The following is a 22414-nucleotide window of genomic DNA, read 5'->3' as shown; positions in this document are numbered from 1 at the left end:
AAAGTGACTTGCTTACTACTTTCAATAATAGTTAAATGCTTTTAAATGAGTTATTTATGATTATAAAAAGTCTCATGTATTTCTTTGTTTTTTATTGTGTCGAAAGTAAGGATTAAAAAGAAAAGGTCTCCACTTGATATAATTTATTATCAAGTGAAGACCTTTTAAATTGTGCTTGTAATGCTTAGAATTAGAAGGCTGCCTTGTAATTAACGACGATATCGAGTAAAGTCCATTCGTTTTCTTTAATGGTTACTGGCTGGATATTTCCATCGCCATCAAAAATGCTGGCGAAAAGCCCGTCTTCTTCTACGGTCAGGATGGAATATCGTCCTGGGCTCAAGTTGATGGAGTATTTTCCGTCTTCGTCAGTTTCGATTTCTGTGATCGGTTTTGCAGCTACAGATTGAAACAAGCCATTTTCTAATGTTACATCAGATATTTTTAGCAAAGGATATACGCGAACGGTTCTTTGCACCGGATCACCTACAGTTATTCTTTTGTCTTTCTTACCTTCTTTGGCATCCTCAGTGATCATAGGCATCTGGTTTCCTTCTTGCCAGGTGACCAAGCCAACCACACCTTGACCTTCAGGTTGGTATGGGGCACATTGAAAAAGCAGTAGCGTAAATGCTGAAGCGAAAAGCATTCTAAGTAGTTGGTTCATGTGTTAGGGGGTTGTAAATTCAAGCGGAGCAAATCTCCTATGTTTTATATCCCCTCAAACAGCATAAATGATTCCAAATAATTTGGGATTACCGTATTCCAACCTAATTCATTTTTAAGTTTTTGTGAAAGCGCACCCGAACTTTCCTCCTCTCCATGGACAATAAAGGCAAGCTTTGGCTTTTCGCTAAATCCTTCTGCCCATTCCATTAGCTCATTCTGGTCAGCATGAGCCGAAAGTCCTTCTACACTATAGATTTTCGCTTTCACGGGCACTTCTTGTCCATAGATTTTTATCTCCGGTTCTTCATTGACCAATCTCCAGCCACGTGTGCCTTCAGCCTGATAGCCTACGAATACGACCCCGTTATTTTCATTAGGCAAGTGATGGAATAGGTGATGAAGCACACGTCCACCTGTAGCCATACCGCTAGCAGAGATGATAATAGCCTTTCCCTTTAGATCATTTAAAGTTCGGGATTGCTCCTGTTTTCTAAAATAATGTAACTGGGAATGATGAAATGGATGCTGATCGTTGTCGTCCAAAACTCCAATCAATTTGTGGTCTTGGTGAAATTGCTTGTAAAGATTTGAAACGTTGATTGCCATAGGAGAATCCAGGTAGATGAGTACTTTTGGTATTTTTCCTTTTCTCATGAGTTGATACAAATAGTACATAACCAACTGGGTGCGACCTACCGCAAATGCTGGGATAATCACCAATCCATCTCTGCTAAAAACATCATTTATGGCTTTGGAAAGTTCTTCTTCAGGTTTGATGGTAGTGGAAATTCGATCACCATAAGTAGATTCTATCCATATCACATCTGCTTCGGGGATCAAGGTAGGAGGGTAGAGTATAGGGTCATGGTACCTTCCCAAATCACCAGAGAACACTAGTTTTTTGGTTTGCTTATCTCCTTTGATGACTATTTTGGCAATGGCTGCTCCTAGAATATGACCAGCATGGTAATAGGTTACCTCTATAGAAGGGTGGATGGAAAAAGGTTTTTTGAAATTCTGTGGAACCAGCAAAGGAAATACAGCTTCCGCATCTTCTACTGTATATAATGGTTCCGGATTTTCGTGTATGGAGTACCCTTTTTTTCTGGCGTATTCAGCTTCTTCTTCCTGAAGCTTTCCAGAGTCCAGAAGCAAGATTTTTGCAATCTCTGCAGTAGCCGCGGTACAATAAATTGGCCCTGAAAATCCATCCTTGACCAATTTAGGTAAATATCCCACATGGTCCATATGTGCATGCGTGAGAACAATTGCCTCCATATCTGTAGGAGGCATGGGGAATTTGTCCCAATTTCTTCGCCTCAATTCTCTTTTTCCTTGGAAAAGACCACAATCAACCAAGAACTCAAAATCTCCTAGATCCAATAAATATCTGGAGCCGGTCACGCTGCCTGCAGCACCTAAAAATTTTACGCTTACATCCATTTTCTTTTGGGTTTAAACCAAAAGGTACTGTGTTAAAAAGCAATCAGTTTACGGAGAAATTTGGTGTGAATTCCATATCATTTTTCCAGATCGCATACATCAGTACCAATAATTTTCTAGAAACAGCTGTGACCCCGATCTTTTTACTTGGCTTGTTTTGATTGACTCGGTTGTAAAATATTTTTAAGTCTGGATTATGCCTGCTCGAACAAAGGGCAGGCATATACAGCGCATTTCTGATAAAGCTGTTCCCTTGTTTTGATATCTTGGATTTACCCACCTTCATTCCAGATTGCTTTTGCCTGATATCGAGTCCGGCGTAGCTCACCAACTGTTTACTATTTGTGAAAAGTGCAAAAGCATTGGTCTCTCCAAGAATACAAATAATGGTTATGAAGCTTACCCCTGGGATTGACTCTAGCTTTTCAATTTTATCTGATAGAGCTGAGTCATTCATAGCCAATACCCTTAGCTCAGCTTCGATTTCGACAACTTGACTTTCGAGTAACCGGATCTGTTTCTTCAATCTTCTTGTAGTGCTTTTGGAGCTTGCATAGGAATGTTCCTTTGCATGAAGCTGGTTTTTGGCCACTACCAGTTTGGCTTTGGATTCTCTCAATTCTCGGGTCAAAAACCTTATTTCTCGCATCAATGGAGTAGGTATGGCCCATTGTTTCATTTTTCTCTCCAGCCCCAATTTGGAGAGTATTCTGGCATCAACTGCATCAGTTTTTGTTTTTATTTCCAAGGTTTTAGCATAATGACCAATAGGCCAGGTGTTCATAATAGACTCCCGTTGCTTCCATGACAAACCAGATCTCATCGCAAGACATGGATTGAGACTTGATCCATTTTTGTAACTGCGTAAATCCCGATGGAGAATTTTCAAAGGCCTTGGCCTTGGAGTAGAACTCATTTCGATCCTGGTCCAGGTAACCTAAACAACAGGACAGGGAATCTTTGGAGACATCCACTCCAATAGATTGTCTTAAAACTTTCATAGCTTTGATTTTAAGATCAAAAATAGGCGAGCTTCATACGGTCTCTACTCGTAATATCCGGGATACAGTGAAGGGTTCCCTAGGTACTGTTCAGACTTGGAGAAGTGATAGGAAAGCGGGGAATTAAACTTTTACCGGTATGTCAATGACTACCTTACCCAAAATAGTTCTCCCACTTTCCTTGCCTTTTATCTCCAAAGAAACTCAAGAATTCAAACATACGAGATAAAAAAAAAGAGGCACCCATTTGGGTGCCTCTAGTATTAGTCATTTATCTCTAGACTGTCGACAGGAACTTGGGATTGATTGAATTTTGCCCTGCTTATACTGTCGAGTTGAGCTCGATCGTACTCACCTGTATCTGGCGCTTCTACTTTAAAGTTTACATCTTCTGATTCTTCATCTTCATCTGGAGCTACTTCCTCTTTGCAAGTCAGACAAACCAAGCCCTGCTGGTTAAATGCCCAAATGGTATTTTGTGAAAGATCACTGGATTTAAAACCGTTTCTATAGATGGTGTTTCTCAGGATTTCCAGTAATGAACGCTCCATGATGAAAGGTTTGTCATATGGGATTTCCAAGAAGAGGTTCAACTTTTGATCCCGGAAAACATCCAGATTGGAAATATCATAACCCTCGTCGAAAGTGACTACAGAGTCCAAGACATCATAATTGTAACTGATCATCTTTGCATTTTCCATTGCCTCAGCTTTTGTTTTTCCTCTGGAGAAGAAATCTTCCCTAAGGGTAACCGTAGAATCAGACGTGCCTTCTAGCTTAAGGTTTACATTATTGAAGGTGGATTCCTCACCGATTGGATTAAGCCTCAGAATCATAATGCCATCAGTCAAAGGTAGTTTATTCTCAATTTTATGCCAGTTTTCTTCCTTGAATTGTGCAACTATCAATGGAATCTGGAAGGCACATATACCTACACATAGTAACCATAGCCCAAGTGCTACGAAACCGAATCTTGCCCCAATCAAGTTCTTTTGCATAAGCACGCTCAGCCCAAGAAGAATGATGATGATCCCAGGGATAATCAAAAGGAAGGAGGCTCCGATGACCAACCAAATTGGAACAAGGTTGGAGAATAGCTCTACAGGGAAATTGTCCATCAATACACGGTAGTCATCGTTGGTGAATACTCCCATGTAAACTGCCAAGCTGAAGATTGGAGTGATGGTCAATCCTAGTCCGAGGAAGAATACAAACAGGCCGAAGATCACTCGAATTACATTCAGAAAGAATCTTCCCAAAGGACCTAATGCACTTCCTATGGCTTCTATCACCTGACCGATCACTCTGAAGGGAGTCATTAGAATCTGTCTTGTTCTGGATTCAGGAGCTTTTGGAATAGGGTTTATGTTTTCTTTTATCGTAGAGTCAATATTGTCAAGAGTAATTTCTCCGCCCTTCATACGGATCCGCTCTGTGATGGAACTAGCTACAGGAGTAATGATCCATAGAATCAGATAAATAAGGAAACCCGATCCACCAGCAAGAATTAACAAGACTAAAGCTAATCGGGTATAGATTACTTCCACGCCAAAATAAGCTGCTAACCCACTAGCTACTCCGCCGATAACTTTGTCATCAGGATTCCTGTAAAGTTTCTTGATGTTTTTGTCTTCCTCTATTTCATAGGACACAGGCAAAATAATCCATAGTACTATGTAAGCCACTGCTGCGAAAATCCCGAAACTTAAGTTTAGCCTGAAGTCATCAAATGGCCAGATATCCAGGAATCCAAAGTTAAAGCGAAGATTACCGGAGAATAACAAGAGGATGGCGATTAGTCTAGTCCATAGAGGATCTATAGCGAAGTAATGAGCCATTCCGGCACATACACCACCAAGGATTTTTCTGTTTTCCAAGCGGACTAGTTTTTTATAACCTCTTTTGTCGGCGTCAGGGGGCGTTACATATTTGTAGAAATCCTGATCGTACGCAGCGTTTTCTTCTTCCTCATTCAATTCGGCTTTTTCCTCATCTACTGAAGCGAAATCCGCAATAGTTCCCATTTTTTCAATGAGCTTATCGACGTTTTCAGCCGTGATTACCTGCTTATTATTTTTCAGGTTGCTAAGAAAAATCTCCGCAATTCTATTTTCTATATCAGAGATGATCTCATGATTGTCTTTATAAGAAGAAAAGTGACGATTGATCGCATCCAGATATTTTCGGAGCGTATCGTATCCGTCTTCTTCGATGTGGAAGAGTATCCCACTGATGTTTATACTTATCGTCTTTTTCATCTGTTTGTCATTAAATTTTTACGGTCAGATGGAATCTCGCCTGATAGAGAGTTGCTCCACTTTGAGATACTTGATGTAGGGCTAGATTTCATGATCAATTCTTTGAGGTGATTAGAAGGGTGGAATTGACTAGTGAATCCCAGGTATTGGCAAGTGTGCCAAGAAAGGATTTGCCTTCTTCTGTGATGGAGTAGTATTTCCTCGGAGGACCTGATTCTGATTCTACCCAGCGGTATTCAACCAATGAGGCTGACTTCAGTCGATTGAGAAGTGGGTACAGAGTCCCTTCCACTACGATCATCTGAGCTTGGGTAAGCTCCTCTATCAAATCTGAAGTATAAACCTCGCCCCGGGAAATGATATGTAATACGCAAAACTCTAAGAGTCCTTTGCGCATTTGTACCTGTGTGTTGGCGACATTCATGATTAGGTGATTATGTGTCAAGATTTCTGGAAATCCTTATTTCCTTCCTCTCTCCTTAGAGAAAAATGATACCAATTTTTTCCAAGCTACCTTGTATAACCTATTTCCTTGCCATAAACAGGTAGTAGGTATAGAAATATAGATTCAAAAACCTGCTTATCATTCTCCAATCGATGATTGATAGTTTATCTTTCTTAATGGGAAAAAATATTCCAAAAATATATTGCCAGAAAGCGAGTACCGAAATGTTAAAATTTTGAACATATTTATGTACGACAGCGGACAGGTATTGACTTCATAATCATGATTTATAGATTGCATAGAAATTGGTTTAAGAAAATGGTTTATTTTGGATTGTGAAATATAGAATTAGGTGTCAATTTTTTATTTGCTCTCTGCTAGTGTCAATTTTGACAAGCCATGCTAAGCTATTTTCTCAGGATCTGGCTCCCAAGTATTCGAATGAATTTCTAAGTATAGGAGTGGGTGCGCGAGCTTTGGGTATGGGTGGCGCCCAGGTCTCAGCTGTACGGGATGTGACTGCAGCCTATTGGAATCCTGCTGCACTTATGGGTGTACAGCATAAGTATGAATTCAGCTTGATGCACTCTGAGTATTTTGCCGGCGTCGCCCAGTACGATTATCTGTCATTTACCACACCGATCAAAGACAAAAGTCAGGTTGCGGTTTCTCTCATCCGTTTTGGTGTAGATGATATTCCTGATACCCGATTTCTTTACGATGCGAATGGTGCACTGAATTACAACAATATTCAGTTTTTCAATGCTGCTGATTATGCGCTGCTGTTAAGTTTTGCAAGAGATCTTTCCGATAAATTCAAAGTCGGGATGAACGCCAAAGTGATTCACAGAAATGTGGGAAAATTCGCTCAGGCATGGGGATTTGGTTTGGATGTAGGAGGGATTTACATCAAAGACCGTCTTACTGTAGGCCTGATGGTAAGGGATATTACTACTACTTTCAATGCCTGGTCCCATGATGCAGAATTAGTGCGTGAGATCTATGCTCAGACTGATAATGAGATTCCGGTCAATTCCGTAGAATTGACTCTTCCACGGGCGATATCAAGTGTAGCTTATACTTGGAAGATCGGCAAGCAATTCAGTTTGCTGACTACATTGGATCTGGATATGACTTTCGACGGGGAGAGAAATACTGTGGTCAGCACACCTCTGCTTAGTATAGACCCAAGATTTGGCTTCGAAGCTGGTTTTCAAAATATTGCATTTATACGTGCAGGGATAGGTAACTTTCAATACATCAAAGATTTTCAAGGAAATGAAAGCCTGAATATGCAGCCTAGTATGGGAATAGGAGTATTTATCAGTGAGCGTTTTCAGATCGATTATGCACTTTCAGATATAGGAAATGTGTCAGAAACTCCCTATTCGCATGTGTTTAGTGTAAAAGTAAGTTTGGAGAAATTGGATCCTGATTTCAGGAAATTTAAAAGCTGGACAGAAAGATGATAAAACAACTACTTTTCGTTTTTCTTGCACTCTTTTCAGTCTCCCCGCTGACTCAAGCTCAGCAGCTTGTCTGGTATAACTATGATCAGACTTATTATAAAATTCCCACTGCAATGGATGGGATATATAGGATTTCAGCTGAAGCGCTGAGTGGATCAGGAATAAATCTTAATGGATTGGACCCACGGAATATTCGACTTTATCATAGGGGAGAGGAAGTTGCGATCTATATCGAAGGAGAAAATGACGGTAGATTTGACTCTGGTGATTTCATTGACTTTTACGGAATGAGGAATGACGGGACATTGGATAAATTGCTTTATTCAGATTTTGAAACAATCCCTAATCCGTACTATAATACTACTTCGGATACCACTGCTTTTTTTCTGACTATCTCCGCCGGACAAAATGGTAAGAGAATGAACCTCCGGTCTGAACCAGAGCAAACTTTGCCCATTCTTAATCAATATACTTCTGAAAAATTATTAGCACTTGGAGAGCAATATTCCTTAGGCGTGGGATATGCTTTGGGATTCAGATTATCCAAGTTTGACTTGGGGCAAGGATGGATGTCTACCGCTATCACAAAGGGAAACACGCGCCGGATTACTTTGGATCAATTGGGAGCGATCGCCAATGCCGGACAGGCAAAATTAGAATTCGGATTGGTGGGCAGGTCTGAAAATGAACATACTACCAGAGTATATGCAGGGCCAACTGCGGCCACTCAGCGTTTAATTACCACAGTTAATTTTGCTGGATTTAATTACCCTCAGCAAGTGATAGACCTGTCCATGTCGGATTTCAACGCAGACGGAAGTATAGTGCTATCCTTTGAGTCTGCGGGAGCGGAATCCGTGGACAATGTAGCTGTGGCTTATACCAAAATCACTTTTCGAAATGCAGTTAGTGCTGGAGATTTCACTTCCAAGCTTTTCATTGCCCCAGAAGGAGAACGACAAATTCAACTTTCCCAGGTGACTGCTGATTATGCTGCGTTGGAAATTTCAGACCCTTCTAATCCAGAAAGAGTTCAGTTAACCACTAATGCCCAAAGCTTAGCTTTCCGAGCTGCTGTATCAAATGATTCGAGTAGGGTCTGGGTTCAAAATGAAGAAAGTATCACACAGATTACTTCGCTAGAGCCAGTAAAATTTAGAAATTATCTAGCCCAGCCGGCCAATTATATTTTGGTAGGGAATGAACAACTGGAAAAACCCACCGATGAATTTGCGAATCCATTAAATTCCTACGCAGAGCATAGAGCTTCTCCAGCGGGAGGCGGCTTTGATACCTTGACTGTGATGGTGGAGGATTTGTATAATCAATTTGCTTACGGTGAATATTCTCCGGTGGCTATTTACGAATTTTTAAAGGCGTATTACCCAGTGCATAAGCCAACCCACATGTTACTTGCGGGTAGATCTTTGGCAATGTACTCTACTTCTCGGGTAGGAGGGGTTACGCATTATTATAGAAATAACCCGGCAGCATTTAGCTTCAGGGATTTGGTTCCGGCAGGTGGATTTCCTTTTTCAGACAACATTTATACAATCGGGCTAGATCCTTCTCAATCTCTAGCGCCGGCTATAGCAGTCGGAAGAATCCCAGCCAGAAATTCCCAACAACTGGCTGACTACTTAAACAAGGCGATAGAAAAAGATGCCGTGGGAATTTCCCAGCCTTGGCAAAAAGAGTTGATTCACCTATCAGGTGGGGAATCAGAGTTTGAACTGGAACGTTTTTATAATTTCCTGAATGGGTTCAAGACCATTGCGGAGGGACCTTACTTGGGAGGGAATGTCACTACGTACAGGAAAAGATCCAACTCAACTATTGAGGTGATAGATATCACAGGAGATTTGAATGAAGGTCGATCCATGCTCACCTTTTTTGGTCATGGAGCTGCAACGGTGATTGATATAGAAATAGGCTTTGCTTCTGATCCTACTCTGAACTATCAGAACAAAGGGAAATATCCCATCATGTTATTTAATGGATGTGATTATGGAAGTGCCTTTGGAAACAGCTACACACAGGGAGAAGATTGGGTAATTACACCGGATAAAGGAGCAATATCGGTTTTGGCAAACTCTGCAATCGGGGTGGATGTGTACCTGAGAAGATATTCTGATATGTTTTACAGGAAAGCGTTTTCAGATAGCACCTTAATTTACAGGACACTCGGAGAAGTGAAACAAGAAGCGGAGAAGGCTTACCTGGATGCCTATGGGGCTACTCCACTTTCTTATTCCCACTTGGAGCAGATGATCAACTATGGGGATCCGGGTCTCAGGATTTTTCCTGCAGATAAAGCTGATTATGCAATAGATATGCAGGATGTGTCATTGGATAGCTTTGACGAAAATCCTTTATCTGTTCTGTCTGATAGTTTACAATTGAGCTTTGTAATCAGGAATATTGGTAGAGTGGATACCGATTCTATTGAATATCAGGTTATACGAAAGCTACCTGATGGGTCTACAGAGACTTTTGAACCGGTGAAAATTCCTTACATCTCCCGAATTGATTCGCTCGCTTTTACCATCCCAAATACTGACCGCAATTCTGCCGGAGAAAATACGTTTAATATAGAAGTAAACTCTTCGATGGATGTGGAAGAGATGACCTTCGCTAACAATTCGGCTACCTACACCAAGTTTATTCCACTGAGTGGTACATTAAATTTATACCCACTGGATTATGGGATTGTCAGTGAAACCGAAACAACACTTATTGCTCAGATTCCTGGTAAAACCAGTGAAGACCGAACCGTTGTTATTCAGTTGGATACTGCCGCAGCATTTAATTCCTCTTTTCGCAAAGAAATTCGTGTTACTACGAGAAGTTTGGCTGAAATGCCATTAGCTCTGACAGCTTTCTCTGATAGCACTACATTTTACTGGAGATCCAAATTCCAGGAAGCCAAGCCAGGTGAAAGCGATGCATGGACTAATTCAAGTTTTTCTTATATCGCTTCAGGTCCTGAAGGTTGGACGCAGCGAACAAGCTATCAGCTGGAAGAAGATCAGTTGACAAATCTGGAGATCAGTGAGTCTGATAGGCGCTGGAAATACCTGGATATTCAGGAAACCGTCGAAGTGTTTACAGTGGGAGCAGGAGTAGATACGCTATCATTTAGAAACACCCAGTTTTATTTGGATCAGATTCCTCAGATCATCGATAACGTAAATAATGCAAACAGCCGTCTCTGCCCAAATGGCTCTTTGGGATTAGTGGCATTTGAGCAAAAAAGTCTGATGCCTTACTTGGCGATTCCGGTTCCAGGGTTTGATATCCTGGATTCAAGAGCTTGTGGACGAGTTCCTCAAATGATCCAAAGTATCCAGAATGCATGGATTACCACTCCCGGGCAAACGATGCTGGTAGATTACGTGAATAATGTCAAAGCGGGTGATTACGTGGTTATTTTCTCAGTAGGCAATGTCACTTTCGAAGCCTGGCCAGATATAGCAATAGAAAAGCTGAAAGAGTTCGGAGCGAGCGAAGCTACGCTAAGAGCCTTGAAAACTGGGGACCCTTACATTCTTTATGGCAGAAAAGGAATGCGTCCAGGTGAGGCCATAGAGATCGTGGGAGATCCAAATTTGGATGTGAGTGCATCGCAGCAAACACTTTCTTTCGATACGGAGCTCACAGGTTATCTGACTTCTGGGGTAGTGCTGACCCCAAGAGTAGGACCGGCGTCATCATGGGAGCGATTCTTCCAAAATGTAAATGCCAGAAACTGGATCAATGAGGAAGAGAAAACCTACTTTGATATTATAGGTGTGAAGGAAAATGGAGAAGAGGATCTTTTAATCGCAAATACATTTGATAAGGAAATGGATCTTTCCTTTATCAGTACGGATACTTATCCATATCTGAAGCTACGGTACAGTATGAATGACCCTGAATCCACAGCGCCAGCTCAGTTGGATAAGTGGCAGGTGAATTATACTGGAGTTCCTGAGGGAGTTTTAATCCTGAAATCGGCCAAGGATCAAGTCAACTTACGTGAGGGTGAGACGGGTTTATTGGAGCTTCAATTCAGGAATATTTCCAAGTACAACTTCCTCGATTCTATCCAAGTGGATTGGAAAATGACCAATCTGACAAGTAAGAAAGTGGAGGAATTTTCAAAGAAATTTACTCCGCTGAGAGCAGGGGAAAGCTTGGACTTTACGATCGAGTTTAATTCCATCGGAAAATCCGGAGAGAATACGTTGGAGATCTTTGCCAATCCTAGAATACAGGCGGAGCAGACCTATCGAAATAATCAGGTGGATTTGGAAACTTACTTCATAGTGGAGGGAGACAATTCTACCGCTTTGCTGGATGTGAACTTTGACGGAATTTACATCATGGATGGGGATATAGTCTCTCCAAATGTGCTTATCACTGCTCTTCTAAAAAATGAGCAGACGCTACTTTATAAAAAAGATACCGTGGGATTGGATCTTTACCTGAAGCAAAACTGCGAATCCTGTGACTTCAATCGAATAAATTTTTCCAATCCGAACTTGACTTGGACACCGGCATCAGAAGATGAGGACTTTAAAGTTTCACTCATCCCTGGGCCATTGGAAGATGGAATGTATACGCTTAGAGTGGCAAATGAGGATTCTTCGGAACCTTACGAGATTACTTTTGAAGTAATCAATGAGTCCCAGATCACGAATTTTTATCCATATCCTAATCCATTTAGTACATCTGTGCGCTTTGTCTTTACGGTGACGGGAATGGAAGTGCCCGATGAAATCAAGATCCAGATCATGACTGTGACTGGAAAAGTTGTCCGGGAGATTCTACAGAATGAACTTGGGCCAATCCGCATCGGAAACAACCTGACCGAATACGCTTGGGATGGGAAAGATGAATTTGGTGACCAACTTGCCAATGGAGTTTATATCTACCGAGTGCTAGTTCGCAAAAACGGGCAGTTTATGGAGCATAGACCTACCGCCGGAGACAAGGCATTTAAGAAGGGATATGGTAAGATGTATTTGTTGAGGTAAGTTTATTTAAGTATTAAAGGGAGAATTGGAAATTTTCATGATTGACTTTCGCAAAGTGTATTTTGCAGAAAGCAATGCACTTCATTTTAGCTCGGTTGGTTTTTACAATAAGTACCATCATAGTCGTGTTTTCCACAGATCAACTCTAGATAAACTAAAAAATTAAATTAGAAAATATTTCAGGATTGACGAAGGGTGGTAGCAGAACAAAAAAAGCACAAACCGCTGTAACATGATATTGTGCATGCAGGTTATAGTGGTTTTCCAAGTTTCGTGGCTCGTAAAAAAGATATATGTAACTTGATAAGTTTTCGCTTCATGCTTCCGCACGATACAAGATTGCCTTGTAACTCATATTTAAACTTAAAAAGTGTTTTCAATACAGAAAGTTTTATAAAAAAAATTCCTGAACTTATATTACAATAGTTATTCTTTAAATAGGGTCTAAATTGATGAATAAATTATCCAATAGTAATCTCATTAAAAATTTGATTTTAAGTCCATTTGGTATATACTTAGGATGGGTTATTATTTTATTTTCTTTTGTATTATGTATTCCTTTATTAACCCAAAATTATGATACGAGTGCTCAAGTTCCATTTATCTTTATAACCTATAGTCTAGTGACGTTCATATTTGGATTGTTTATAATTAGCTTTTCCAACTTGTTTTTATTTAAAGATTGGGTTAAACAGTATTGGTATATAAACAACGTTATCCTGATTGTTTCAATAGGCTTAATAGTATTTTATATTATTAAAATAATTGGTTTATAGGTTATTTCTGAAAGACTATGTATAAACTCACCTTTTTGCATTTGCGCGTAAAGTATTATATATGATTTCGCTGTTTTCTATTACATTAGTACTAGCATGAAATTGATGTGCAATGCTTCATATAAATAATCCTCAACCGTTTTGGTGAATAAATAAAACGACATATGCCGATTAATATTTACGTAAAAGACTCCGGAGAAAAATTGGAATGGCTCTGTGATGAATATTGGGATTTACCAATGCAAATAGATGCTCTCGAAAATTGGCTGATGAATAAAGGAAAAAATTTAGAGCCAAGTAAATATGTAGCAGACATTGGATTTGACATCAGGAAAGAGGCCACTGGTGGGGGTGGGGTTTTGAACTCCGAATCAATGGCAATAATGGGTAAGATCGGGATGGATGTATACTTATCTGAGTATCCCTCAAATGAATGAATAAGACTGTATTACTGAGGGATTTGTGTCTATTTTTTAAGACTCAGTTTTAATTCTTCCCGGTCAATAAAAAAGCCGAAGGTAAACTTCAGCATTTTAGAATAGGGCGTCAGCAAGCTCATACTGGTGGGACCTACCCATAAATTATTTTCAACCTTCGTCCTTGGTGGTTTTCACCAATCCTATGCCGGATAAAAAAAAGATCAGACCCAATACTCCAAATACAATCATTTCTTTGACGCCTGCTGATTCGTTGGTAAAAGTGAAAGCGGTATAGATGAGCCCTGCTGTACCCAAAATAGTAAGTATGGCTCCGAAAATTCTTTTTAAGTTCATATGATGAATGGTTTGTAATTTCACTACTTCCACAATCATGCCATTGGGGGCAAATTGCGTAGGTTCGATAGGACTGTTGAGTAATGGCGGCAATCCATTAGGTTTTGAACGACTTGCGCAATGACTCTAGCTTGAGCAGGTATTCCCCAATTTGAGATCATTGAACTCTTCAAACAGATTGTACTAGTGAGGATGCGAGGTGCAATATTTACCTATAAACTGGCATGAAAAATAAAGCCATGAAACCCTTCATCAAAAAAAAGGGTTTCATGGCTTTTTATGCATCTGGTTAAAGATTGAGAACTATAGAGTCCTAGAATTTAGGGTTTGAATGAATCTTTCATTGAAGATTTTTTAATTATCCTTTTTCTTGACAGTGTGGTCATCGTGTGCGCCGTCTTTGCAGCACTCTTCTAAGTTTGCATATGCTTTTGGATCACGTTTCAGTGAATCAGCATTGTAACCAACCATTGTAATTCTCTTTCTGAGTTTGTCCGGATCTGTTTTGGAATCTAGGTAGGCAATGTTTAGCACCTTAGTTTCCAAGTCTAGGTTCACGGATTTCACTGCTTTTTCGAAGGTTAGATCCTTTTCCAAAGTTTCCTTACACATCTCGCAGATAGCAGATGTTTTGATGCCGATAGTTTTTACTTGCGCTTGTGCCGCAAATGCGAAAGCAGCAATAAAGAAGGTTAAGATTAATTTTTTCATTATTTCGTTAGTTTATTTTATATCTGATACCTGTATAAATAACCCGGCCAGCGATTGGCCCCCAGGTCATGGAAGCATCGAAGTTCTGACCAAATGGGTTTTCAGGATCTATAATAGGATTTGATTGTTTGAAGTTCAAGATGTTTTCTCCGCCCAGATAGATACTTCCCCAACGAAAACCACGACTCACTTGGGCATTTAGCATAAAGAAATCCGGTGACTCAGTGGGTTGCTGAAATTCAACCGGGCTTTCGCTTGTATTCGGAATTCGCATAGGTCCATTCCAGTTCAGCGTCATATCAGCTTTCCACTTATCGTAATTCGTAGCGTACGCCAGATTCATAAAGAATCGATCCTGACTTTGAAATGGAATTTGCTGTAAAACACCATTGGTTGTCATCATCATTTCATAATGCTTGTAAGCAGCTTTGGCGTCCAGCCTTTCAGTAATCGGATAACTTGCTTCTATCTGAAAGCTATTAGCATAGGATCCCTTATTCAGGTTGTTGATCACAAGTTGCTCAGAACTTATATCCATGTCATAAACCAGCTGATTTATGAAATTTGTATAGAAGTAATCGGCGACTATACTTAGTGGACGCTCGTCTACAGTGAAGTTACCTGCCAGACTTACGCCGGTGTTCCAAGACTCTTCAGGTTTTAATTCTGCATTGAAAACCAACTCTCTGGCTGATATCCATACTGAGCTATTTTCCATCAAAGCATTTGGCGTTCTATAGCCTTTTCCTACAGAACCTCTCACAGTCCAATTTGGGATAAACTCCCATCTGGCATGAACTCTAGGAGTGAAGTATGTGCCAAAGAGATTATGGAAGTCAGTTCTGGCTCCTGCCACTACAGTGATTTGATCATTTGGAATGAAATTATATTCGAAGAAAAGACCCGGCACTTTTTCAGTTCTATACATAGCCGTATCAAGACCCGTCAGAGAATTGGAATCAAATGTTTCTTCAAAATCATCGTATAGAAAACTTGCCCCTGATTTATATTGGTGAAAGCTTGATCCGAGAACATTTTGGTAAATGAAATTACCATAAGCTGTTTTCTCAATGCCCTGATAGATTCTTCTTCCTGCTCCACCATTAAAATCCTGATAGGAAAGGGAATACTGAAATCCCCAACTCTGGGTAGGTTTATCAGGATAGATCATACCGAGTTTACCGAAGACTTCAGCTTTTCTCGTATCCATCTTATAGCCATACATGCTGCTAGTGGCGAGATCACTGTTGAAACCGAATCCTTTTTGCCCACCTGCATTGTCTGACATAAATAGATTTAACCCAATCTGAGCCATCAGTCTTTCACCTTCATACTTATATCGATTAAGGAAATTGATTTGTCGGGCTTTAGGTAGATCCATGAATTCATCGTCATTCCCGTCAATTTCACTACTCAGTTGACTTGCATGAAATAGTACGCCTGAACTCCATTTTTCAGAAATTGGAATCTGGTGATTGGCATTGATTTCCAATCTTCCAAAGGAATTAAGGTAAGCATTCAGGTACCACTTGTCCATGGTTTCTGGCTTGAAAAGATCTACGTTGATCTGCCCAGTCATGGATTCGTAGCCATTTATTACTGTTCCGGCTCCTTTGCCTACATCAATAGACTGGATCCAAGTGCCAGGAACAAAGGTTAATCCTAGTCTGGAATTTAAGCCACGGATATTCGGAATCCCTTCCCTGCTGATAAGTACATAGCGGCCATCCAATCCCATCATTTGAATTATTTTGGTGCCAGTTACTGCATCGGCATAAGAGACATCCACAGAGGCGTTCGTTTCAAAGCTCTCCGAAAGATTGCAGCAGGCAGCTTTTTGAAGTTCGCTTTCCGTAATAAGAATATTGAGAAATGGAGCTTCGTCCACCACGGACTCGGAACGCGCCTGGATCGTAATTTCCTCCAGATCTTCTCCACTTTCCTGGAGTGTGATAAGCATAATTTGGTCAAAAACTGGAGCTAAAGTGTCTGGTTCATAACCAAGGTAGCTTACGATTAGACGGTCGGTTTTCTGGACATTTTCCAAATCGAATTGGCCATCCAAGTTAGTGATAGCACCTTGTTCCCTTTCTAGAATTTTGATGCTTGCCCCGATTAAGGGCTCGTTAGATGCCGATTGTACCTTGCCTTTTATGCTGTTTTGAGCGAATAAAAGTGCTGGCGCAATGAGACATCCTATTAATAGAATTATTTTGTTCATAAAGATTGCTTGTGTGTAAATAGATTACAGTTCGCCACAGGCGAATAAAAATCAAGCAGTTCTTAAATCAGGAAGGATTGATGGAGAATGTTCAGATCGGGAATGGGTAGATCTGGGGAAAGGTATTCAGGATTTGAAATCTGAATGGTTTCAGCCAATACTCCAGGGGTGGTAAGTACATAGGCCAAAACAAATTCAGGAGAAATCTGTACCTGGGATTGCGTTTTTCCAAAATAATCATCTGAGTCTGATGATGCATATTCATCAGAGCAGCAATCAGGATCTTGGTTCATTTTTTCGCCGCAGCAATCGGACTTTTCTGGTGCGATAGAGACTTCTGTGCTTTTTAACTCATCACCACAATAATGCGCTGCCAAAGTCAGGTTGATCTGACCAGTCAGGAATAATAAAAGCATTAATGATGAGATAATTTTTTTCATGCGTTGGCAAAGATCGGTAATTCATTATAAAAAGAAAAACCTACCTCCTTTACGAAATGAGTGGAAGTAGGTTTCAATGAGTTTTAAACATGAAATTATTCTGAGGATTTAACAGGAGAGGAGTACTTCACAACTTGGTTAGGAATCGGATCAATTGTTTTGAGATATGCGTAGATAGCTTTTAAATCTCCTTCTTCCATACCAGCGTACATTACCCAAGGCATGATCGTGTTGAATTCGCCTGGCTGGACTTTAGGCAGATGATATCCTGAATCCAGATATTGCTTGAATTTCCCCACAAACATACTTTCAGACCAGGTTCCTAACCCAGAATTATCTTGGGTTATATTAGCAGATCTAACAACCGAACCATCTGGGAAAGCAAATTCTCTTCCTCCTGAGAATTCTTTTCCGGCAAGGATAGTCCCTTGCGCATCTATGGGACTATGACACTCCACGCAGGAAGCAGCATTAGTCAGATACTTACCATAGGCCACTTGGTCAGTCTTTGCAGGCTTAGATTGCGGATCAGCATCTTTTGGAATAGTTTTCATAATTATGCTAACAGGGAAATCAGCCTCAGATTCCGGGATTTCATTTTCAATAGGATCTAAGGTTCTGATGTAAGCAATAATGTCATAGATGTCTTCAGGATCCATTTTGCCATAATAAGGATAAGGCATCAGGGGAAACATCACCCTCTCATCATTAGTCACTCCTGTAGTGATCAAGCGGTATAATTCTCCGTCGGTGTAATCTGAAATTCCGAATGGGGTAATGTTTCTGGCATAGAATACACCTGGGAATCCCATGCTTTGATCGAACTTATCCCCACCAGACCCAAGAGTTCCCGCTTGAATAGGTCCAGAAAATAAAGAAAAGTCCCTTGCCGAGTGGCAATCAACACAGACTGTGACATGATTTGCGAGGTAAGCGCCTCTGGCTACCCTGTCAGGACTGTGATCAATGGTTAAATTTTGGGCAGGCTTGACTTTTGGAAATGTGAAATTTACAAATGCAATTCCTATAATTACCACTAAAATTAGAACGCCTAAGATGTAGGCTAGGATTTTAAAAATTTTTTTCATAAAAAATTTAGTAAGGTTTTGGAAAATTTAGCATTAAAATTAATCTATTGATTTTCAATGATCTAATTATTTTTTAATAAAATGAAAAATTCAGAAAAATTTAATTTGATTGATCATGTGTAGCTTTTTAACAGAAAGTTTAAAATGCAAGCAGTAGAAGTTTGATTGTGTATTCTATTCCGTATTTTGGGCTCTATTTTAAGTTAAAAACAAAATTTTATGAAAAAAATATACTTGCTAGGGTTCCTTTTTGTGACCTTTTCATCTTTTGCGCAAAATCAAAAAGTAATTCAAGAATTGGATAGTAAAGCCGAATTTTATGGGGAATTAGCTAATCAAATCTGGTCAAACCCTGAGTTGGGCTACCTAGAAAATAACAGCTCTGCCTTACTTCAAAAGACGTTGTCGGACGCTGGCTTTACCGTGAAGTCCGGAGTAGCAGGAATTCCTACAGCTTTTGTAGCAGAGTATGGATCAGGAAAGCCAGTAGTGGGAATAATGGCTGAATTTGATGCTCTTCCCGGAGTATCCCAAAAGGCAATTCCAACAAGAGAACCAATAATTGAAGGTGGAGCCGGTCATGCATGTGGTCATCATCTTTTTGGTACGGCTTCTACTGCGGCTGGTATCTCAGCTATGGAATGGATGAAGGAAAATAATATTAAAGGGACAATACGGGTATATGGAACGCCGGCTGAGGAAGGTGGAGGAGGGAAGGTCTACATGGCAAAAGCGGGAATCATGGATGATGTAGATGCCATGCTTCATTGGCATCCGTCTTCCGCAAATAATGCCGGAGCAAATTCTTCTTTGGCTAATATTTCTACAAAATTCCGATTCTATGGTGAGGCTTCACATGCTGCGGCTGCTCCCGAAAGAGGCAAGTCAGCATTAGATGCTGTGGAAGCAATGAACTTCATGGTGAACTTGATGCGTGAGCATGTGCCGATGGAAACAAGAATGCATTATGTGATTACACGAGGTGGTGAAGCGCCGAATGTCGTTCCGGCATTTGCGGAGTCTTATCATTATGTGAGACATCCGGATGCAATGAAAGTAAAAGAGATTTTTGAAAAAATGGTTGACGCTGCTGAGGGTGCTGCACTAGGAACCCAAACTAGAATGGAGTACGAAATCATCAACGGGGTTTATAACCTGCTGCCTAACGAAACACTTGCTCAGGTAATGCAAAAAAACCTTGAAATCATAGGAGGTGTGAGCTACACTGCAGAAGAAAGAAAATTTGCTGAAGATATCATCAAAACCTATCCTGCGGGAGTCTTGGTATCACCGGAAGATGCTACTAAAATAGCTCCTTTCGAAGTGAATGAAAAAGGCTCTGGTGGATCAACGGATGTTGGTGATGTGAGTTGGTTAGTGCCTACTGCAGGATTGGGGACGGCTACTTGGGTTCCTGGTACATCCGCACATACTTGGCAAGCTGTGGCAGCCGGGGGAACTAGCATCGGTGAAAAAGGAATGATGGTGGCTGCAAAAACCTTGACATTGACTGCCATCGATATATTCAATGACCCGGAAATTGCGACAAAAGCGTTATCAGAATTAAATAAAAGAAGGGGTGAAGGCTTTAAGTATGAAGCTCTTACTGGAGATAGGAAGCCTCCGCTTGATTATAGAAAGAATTAACCCAAAACAAAAAAGGCAGTCGAACAACTGTCTTTTTTGTTTTATATATTTGATTAAGCTTAGATAAGCTTTGAGGCACCGTAAAGTTTGATTGTCTAGATGAAAAAAGAACTTTTTCTTACCCTTATTTTTAGTTTTTCTCTAGGCATCTTCAGTTCCATCGCACAAGTGCCAGCGGAAAAATCCTCAGATAAAGCAAAAATCGGCCTAGTTCTTTCGGGAGGAGGTGCCAAAGGAATTGCTCATGTGGGAATTCTGAAATCGATGGAGGAAGCTGGCCTTAAACCAGATTACATAGTAGGAACTAGTATGGGGGCTGTAGTAGGAGGATTGTATTCCCTAGGATATAGCGCAGACGAGCTGGAGGAAATTATCAAAAACATTGACTGGGGATTATTGATTTCAAACAGAGTAAGTTTTAAAGATATTGCTTTCGAGGAAAAGGAATATTATAACCGCTACTTAGTTGAGTTTCCTATAGTTCAGGGCAAAATAGCTTTTCCATCAGGACTGATTCAAGGGCAAGTTCTTTCAGATGTACTACATTATTATACTTGGCCGGCAAATTCCTATGAGACCTTCGATGATTTTCCCATTCCTTTCCGCTGTGTAGCCACTGATATCCTTACGGGTCAACCCATGATTTTTGACCGTGGCTATTTACAGGATGCTTTACGGTCAAGTATAGCCATTCCAACTTTCTTTTCAGCTTTTGAAATGGATAGCACTTCTGTAGTAGATGGAGGTGTAGTCAACAATTTTCCGGTAGATATAGTACGGGAAATGGGTGCTGACATAGTTATAGGGGTGAATGTCAGCTTCGAGGATTTCGAGAAGCTGGACCAACTTGGAGGTTTCGGTGGGATTCTGATGCAGATCGCCATGGCCCCTTCTCTGAGCATCACTAAAACCAATATCGAAGCAACAGATATTTACATCAAGCCGGATCTGGGTGAATACTCCACAGGAAGTTTTAGCTCTTACGATGAGATTCTTGAGTTGGGAAAGGAGACCGGGAAAAAATACTTTGATCAGTTTAAGTTTCTAGCGGATAGCTTAGGTAGGAATGATGTAGTCACTGGTTTAAATTTTGAAACAGACTCAATTCAAATCGATAAAATTGATATTTTAGGTAATAATTTGTTTTCCACTGATTTGGTCCGCTCCAAAATGAATATCAACGAAGGAGACTTCGTGACTAGAGACAAGATGGAGGCAGCAGTTCATGGTATATATGGGATGAACGGATTTTATAAAGTTGACTACCGCCTTACTGAGCTCGATCTTTATAAATATGGATTGTTACTAAGAATTAAGGAAAAGCCAAGTACATTATTAAGTAGTGCGATACACTATGATAATCAATTTTCAGCTGGGATATTATTTAATTTTACAGCTAGGGAAGTCATCGGTCACAACTCCCGCGCTGTAATTCTTGCAGATATCTCCGAGAACCCGAAATTTCGTATTGATTACTATAAGTATACAGGCACAAAGAAAAAATATGCCTTCAATTTAAGGTTCAATTTCCTAAGTCAGGAGCTTCCTTCTTACGTTCAAGGAAAAGAAAGTGAAATTCAAATTGGACGAAACACTCGGATAGAAACCCAATTAATTTCTACTAACTCACTTAAGCAATCATTTTATATTGGAGCCATTTTCGATGCCTCAAAATCAAAGTACCGTTTTTTATCAAGTGCTTTTGATGATTTTAAAAGTGGACGTCAGGCCTATTTCGGAGCACGTTTTAAGTACTATAGAAATTCACAAAACGACCGGAATTACCCTACTGATGGAGCAGAAGCCCTTTTGGAAACATCCATGCATTTAAAGGATTGGTTGGATGTAAATCTTCGACCGGGAATTGACACTGTATACATAGATACCGACGAGGGAGTAATATCACTTCCAAAGGAATTAATTGATCCTTTTGTGGACGGGTTAGTTCCCAATTCATACCTCTCTATCTACGGAAAGTATTCAAAGTTTGTGAAATTTGGTCCTAAATTTCAATTTCACCCAGATTTTGCTGCTGGCTTGACAGTGTCATCAGAAGATCCCAATAACATTTTTACAGAGTTTTTGGTAGGAGGATATCAGAATGTGAGATTTAATGACACACGGTTTTGGGGCTTAAACTATGCAGAAGTTCAAACCCCGAATTTTATTAAGTTCGGAGCGGAGTTTCAGTATATACCATTTAATAAAATCTACCTAAGAGCTGGAGCAAATCTATTGGGATATAGTGATCAGGTACCGATAAACGATTTAGACTTTTTCAATAATGTGTACCAGCAATACAGTTATTTAGGCTATGGGGTGGATATCTCATACCAGTCCATCATGGGGCCGATCAGTGCTGGAATTGGAGGGAATAATAAGGATAATGCACTCAGAAGTTACTTATCCATTGGCTTCTCTTTCAATTATTCTGACAGGTAGTAAAAAAGCTATA

15 protein-coding genes and 1 pseudogene are annotated in these 22414 nt (G+C 40.2%); 5 read left to right on the top strand and 11 right to left on the bottom strand.

The window, feature by feature from the left end:
* Window positions 1-190: 190 nt before the first annotated feature.
* The 6 genes and pseudogenes from AACZ73_RS21560 to AACZ73_RS21535 all read right to left on the bottom strand — a co-directional run bounded on the left by AACZ73_RS21560 (window position 191) and on the right by AACZ73_RS21535 (window position 5795).
* Window positions 191-667, bottom strand: coding sequence for a carboxypeptidase regulatory-like domain-containing protein (locus AACZ73_RS21560; protein ID WP_339880952.1), 477 nt, complete (start codon window positions 665-667; stop codon window positions 191-193).
* Between the two features lie 44 nt (window positions 668-711).
* On the bottom strand, window positions 712-2112 hold the full coding sequence (locus AACZ73_RS21555) for an MBL fold metallo-hydrolase (protein WP_339880951.1): 1401 nt from the start codon (window positions 2110-2112) through the stop codon (window positions 712-714).
* A gap of 43 nt (window positions 2113-2155) precedes the next feature.
* Window positions 2156-2569, bottom strand: a complete 414-nt coding sequence (locus tag AACZ73_RS21550; protein ID WP_339880965.1) for a transposase — start codon at window positions 2567-2569, stop codon at window positions 2156-2158.
* Window positions 2570-2740: 171 nt separating this feature from the next.
* Window positions 2741-3113, bottom strand: a pseudogene (locus tag AACZ73_RS21545) (transposase); the annotation flags it as partial.
* Between the two features lie 263 nt (window positions 3114-3376).
* Window positions 3377-5371, bottom strand: coding sequence for a PspC domain-containing protein (locus tag AACZ73_RS21540; RefSeq protein WP_339880950.1), 1995 nt, complete (start codon window positions 5369-5371; stop codon window positions 3377-3379).
* Window positions 5372-5465: 94 nt separating this feature from the next.
* On the bottom strand, window positions 5466-5795 hold the full coding sequence (locus AACZ73_RS21535; RefSeq protein WP_339880949.1) for a PadR family transcriptional regulator: 330 nt from the start codon (window positions 5793-5795) through the stop codon (window positions 5466-5468).
* A gap of 401 nt (window positions 5796-6196) precedes the next feature.
* Between AACZ73_RS21535 and AACZ73_RS21530 the strand changes: the two genes are divergently transcribed.
* The 3 genes from AACZ73_RS21530 (at window position 6197) to AACZ73_RS21520 (ending at window position 13516) form a co-directional block, all read left to right on the top strand.
* A complete protein-coding gene (locus tag AACZ73_RS21530; RefSeq protein WP_339880947.1) occupies window positions 6197-7285 on the top strand; it encodes a PorV/PorQ family protein in 1089 nt (362 codons plus the stop codon).
* Window positions 7282-12303, top strand: a complete 5022-nt coding sequence (locus tag AACZ73_RS21525; protein ID WP_339880946.1) for a C25 family cysteine peptidase — start codon at window positions 7282-7284, stop codon at window positions 12301-12303. The genes AACZ73_RS21530 and AACZ73_RS21525 overlap by 4 nt, the downstream gene beginning before the upstream one ends.
* 940 nt (window positions 12304-13243) lie before the next feature.
* Entirely contained in the window at window positions 13244-13516 is a 273-nt protein-coding gene (locus AACZ73_RS21520; RefSeq protein ID WP_339880945.1) for a hypothetical protein, read from the top strand.
* Between the two features lie 150 nt (window positions 13517-13666).
* Here the strand turns inward: AACZ73_RS21520 and AACZ73_RS21515 are convergent, their stop codons facing one another.
* The 5 genes from AACZ73_RS21515 to AACZ73_RS21495 form a co-directional block, all read right to left on the bottom strand.
* On the bottom strand, window positions 13667-13945 hold the full coding sequence (locus AACZ73_RS21515) for a hypothetical protein (protein WP_339880943.1): 279 nt from the start codon (window positions 13943-13945) through the stop codon (window positions 13667-13669).
* A gap of 261 nt (window positions 13946-14206) precedes the next feature.
* Entirely contained in the window at window positions 14207-14563 is a 357-nt protein-coding gene (locus AACZ73_RS21510; RefSeq protein WP_339880942.1) for a MerP protein, read from the bottom strand.
* 7 nt (window positions 14564-14570) lie between these two features.
* The gene (locus AACZ73_RS21505; protein WP_339880940.1) at window positions 14571-16784 is read right to left on the bottom strand and encodes a TonB-dependent receptor; all 2214 of its coding nucleotides are present in this window, start codon (window positions 16782-16784) and stop codon (window positions 14571-14573) included.
* Between the two features lie 62 nt (window positions 16785-16846).
* Window positions 16847-17224 (bottom strand): hypothetical protein, encoded by a 378-nt coding sequence (locus AACZ73_RS21500; protein WP_339880939.1) that lies wholly within the window; start codon window positions 17222-17224, stop codon window positions 16847-16849.
* A 95-nt stretch (window positions 17225-17319) separates the two neighbouring features.
* Window positions 17320-18312 carry a cytochrome C gene (locus AACZ73_RS21495; protein WP_339880938.1) on the bottom strand — a complete coding sequence of 331 codons (993 nt, stop codon included), beginning with the start codon at window positions 18310-18312 and terminating at the stop codon, window positions 17320-17322.
* 219 nt (window positions 18313-18531) lie between these two features.
* On the opposite strand from AACZ73_RS21495, the gene AACZ73_RS21490 reads away from it, so the two are divergent.
* Window positions 18532-19959, top strand: a complete 1428-nt coding sequence (locus tag AACZ73_RS21490; protein WP_339880936.1) for an amidohydrolase — start codon at window positions 18532-18534, stop codon at window positions 19957-19959.
* 99 nt (window positions 19960-20058) lie between these two features.
* Window positions 20059-22401, top strand: coding sequence for a patatin-like phospholipase family protein (locus tag AACZ73_RS21485; RefSeq protein WP_339880934.1), 2343 nt, complete (start codon window positions 20059-20061; stop codon window positions 22399-22401).
* Window positions 22402-22414: the final 13 nt, after the last annotated feature.

Source organism: uncultured Algoriphagus sp., assembly GCF_963974835.1.
GTDB lineage: Bacteria > Bacteroidota > Bacteroidia > Cytophagales > Cyclobacteriaceae > Algoriphagus.
Note: the sequence above shows the minus strand (reverse complement) of the source record. Positions and strands in the feature narration are given on the sequence as shown.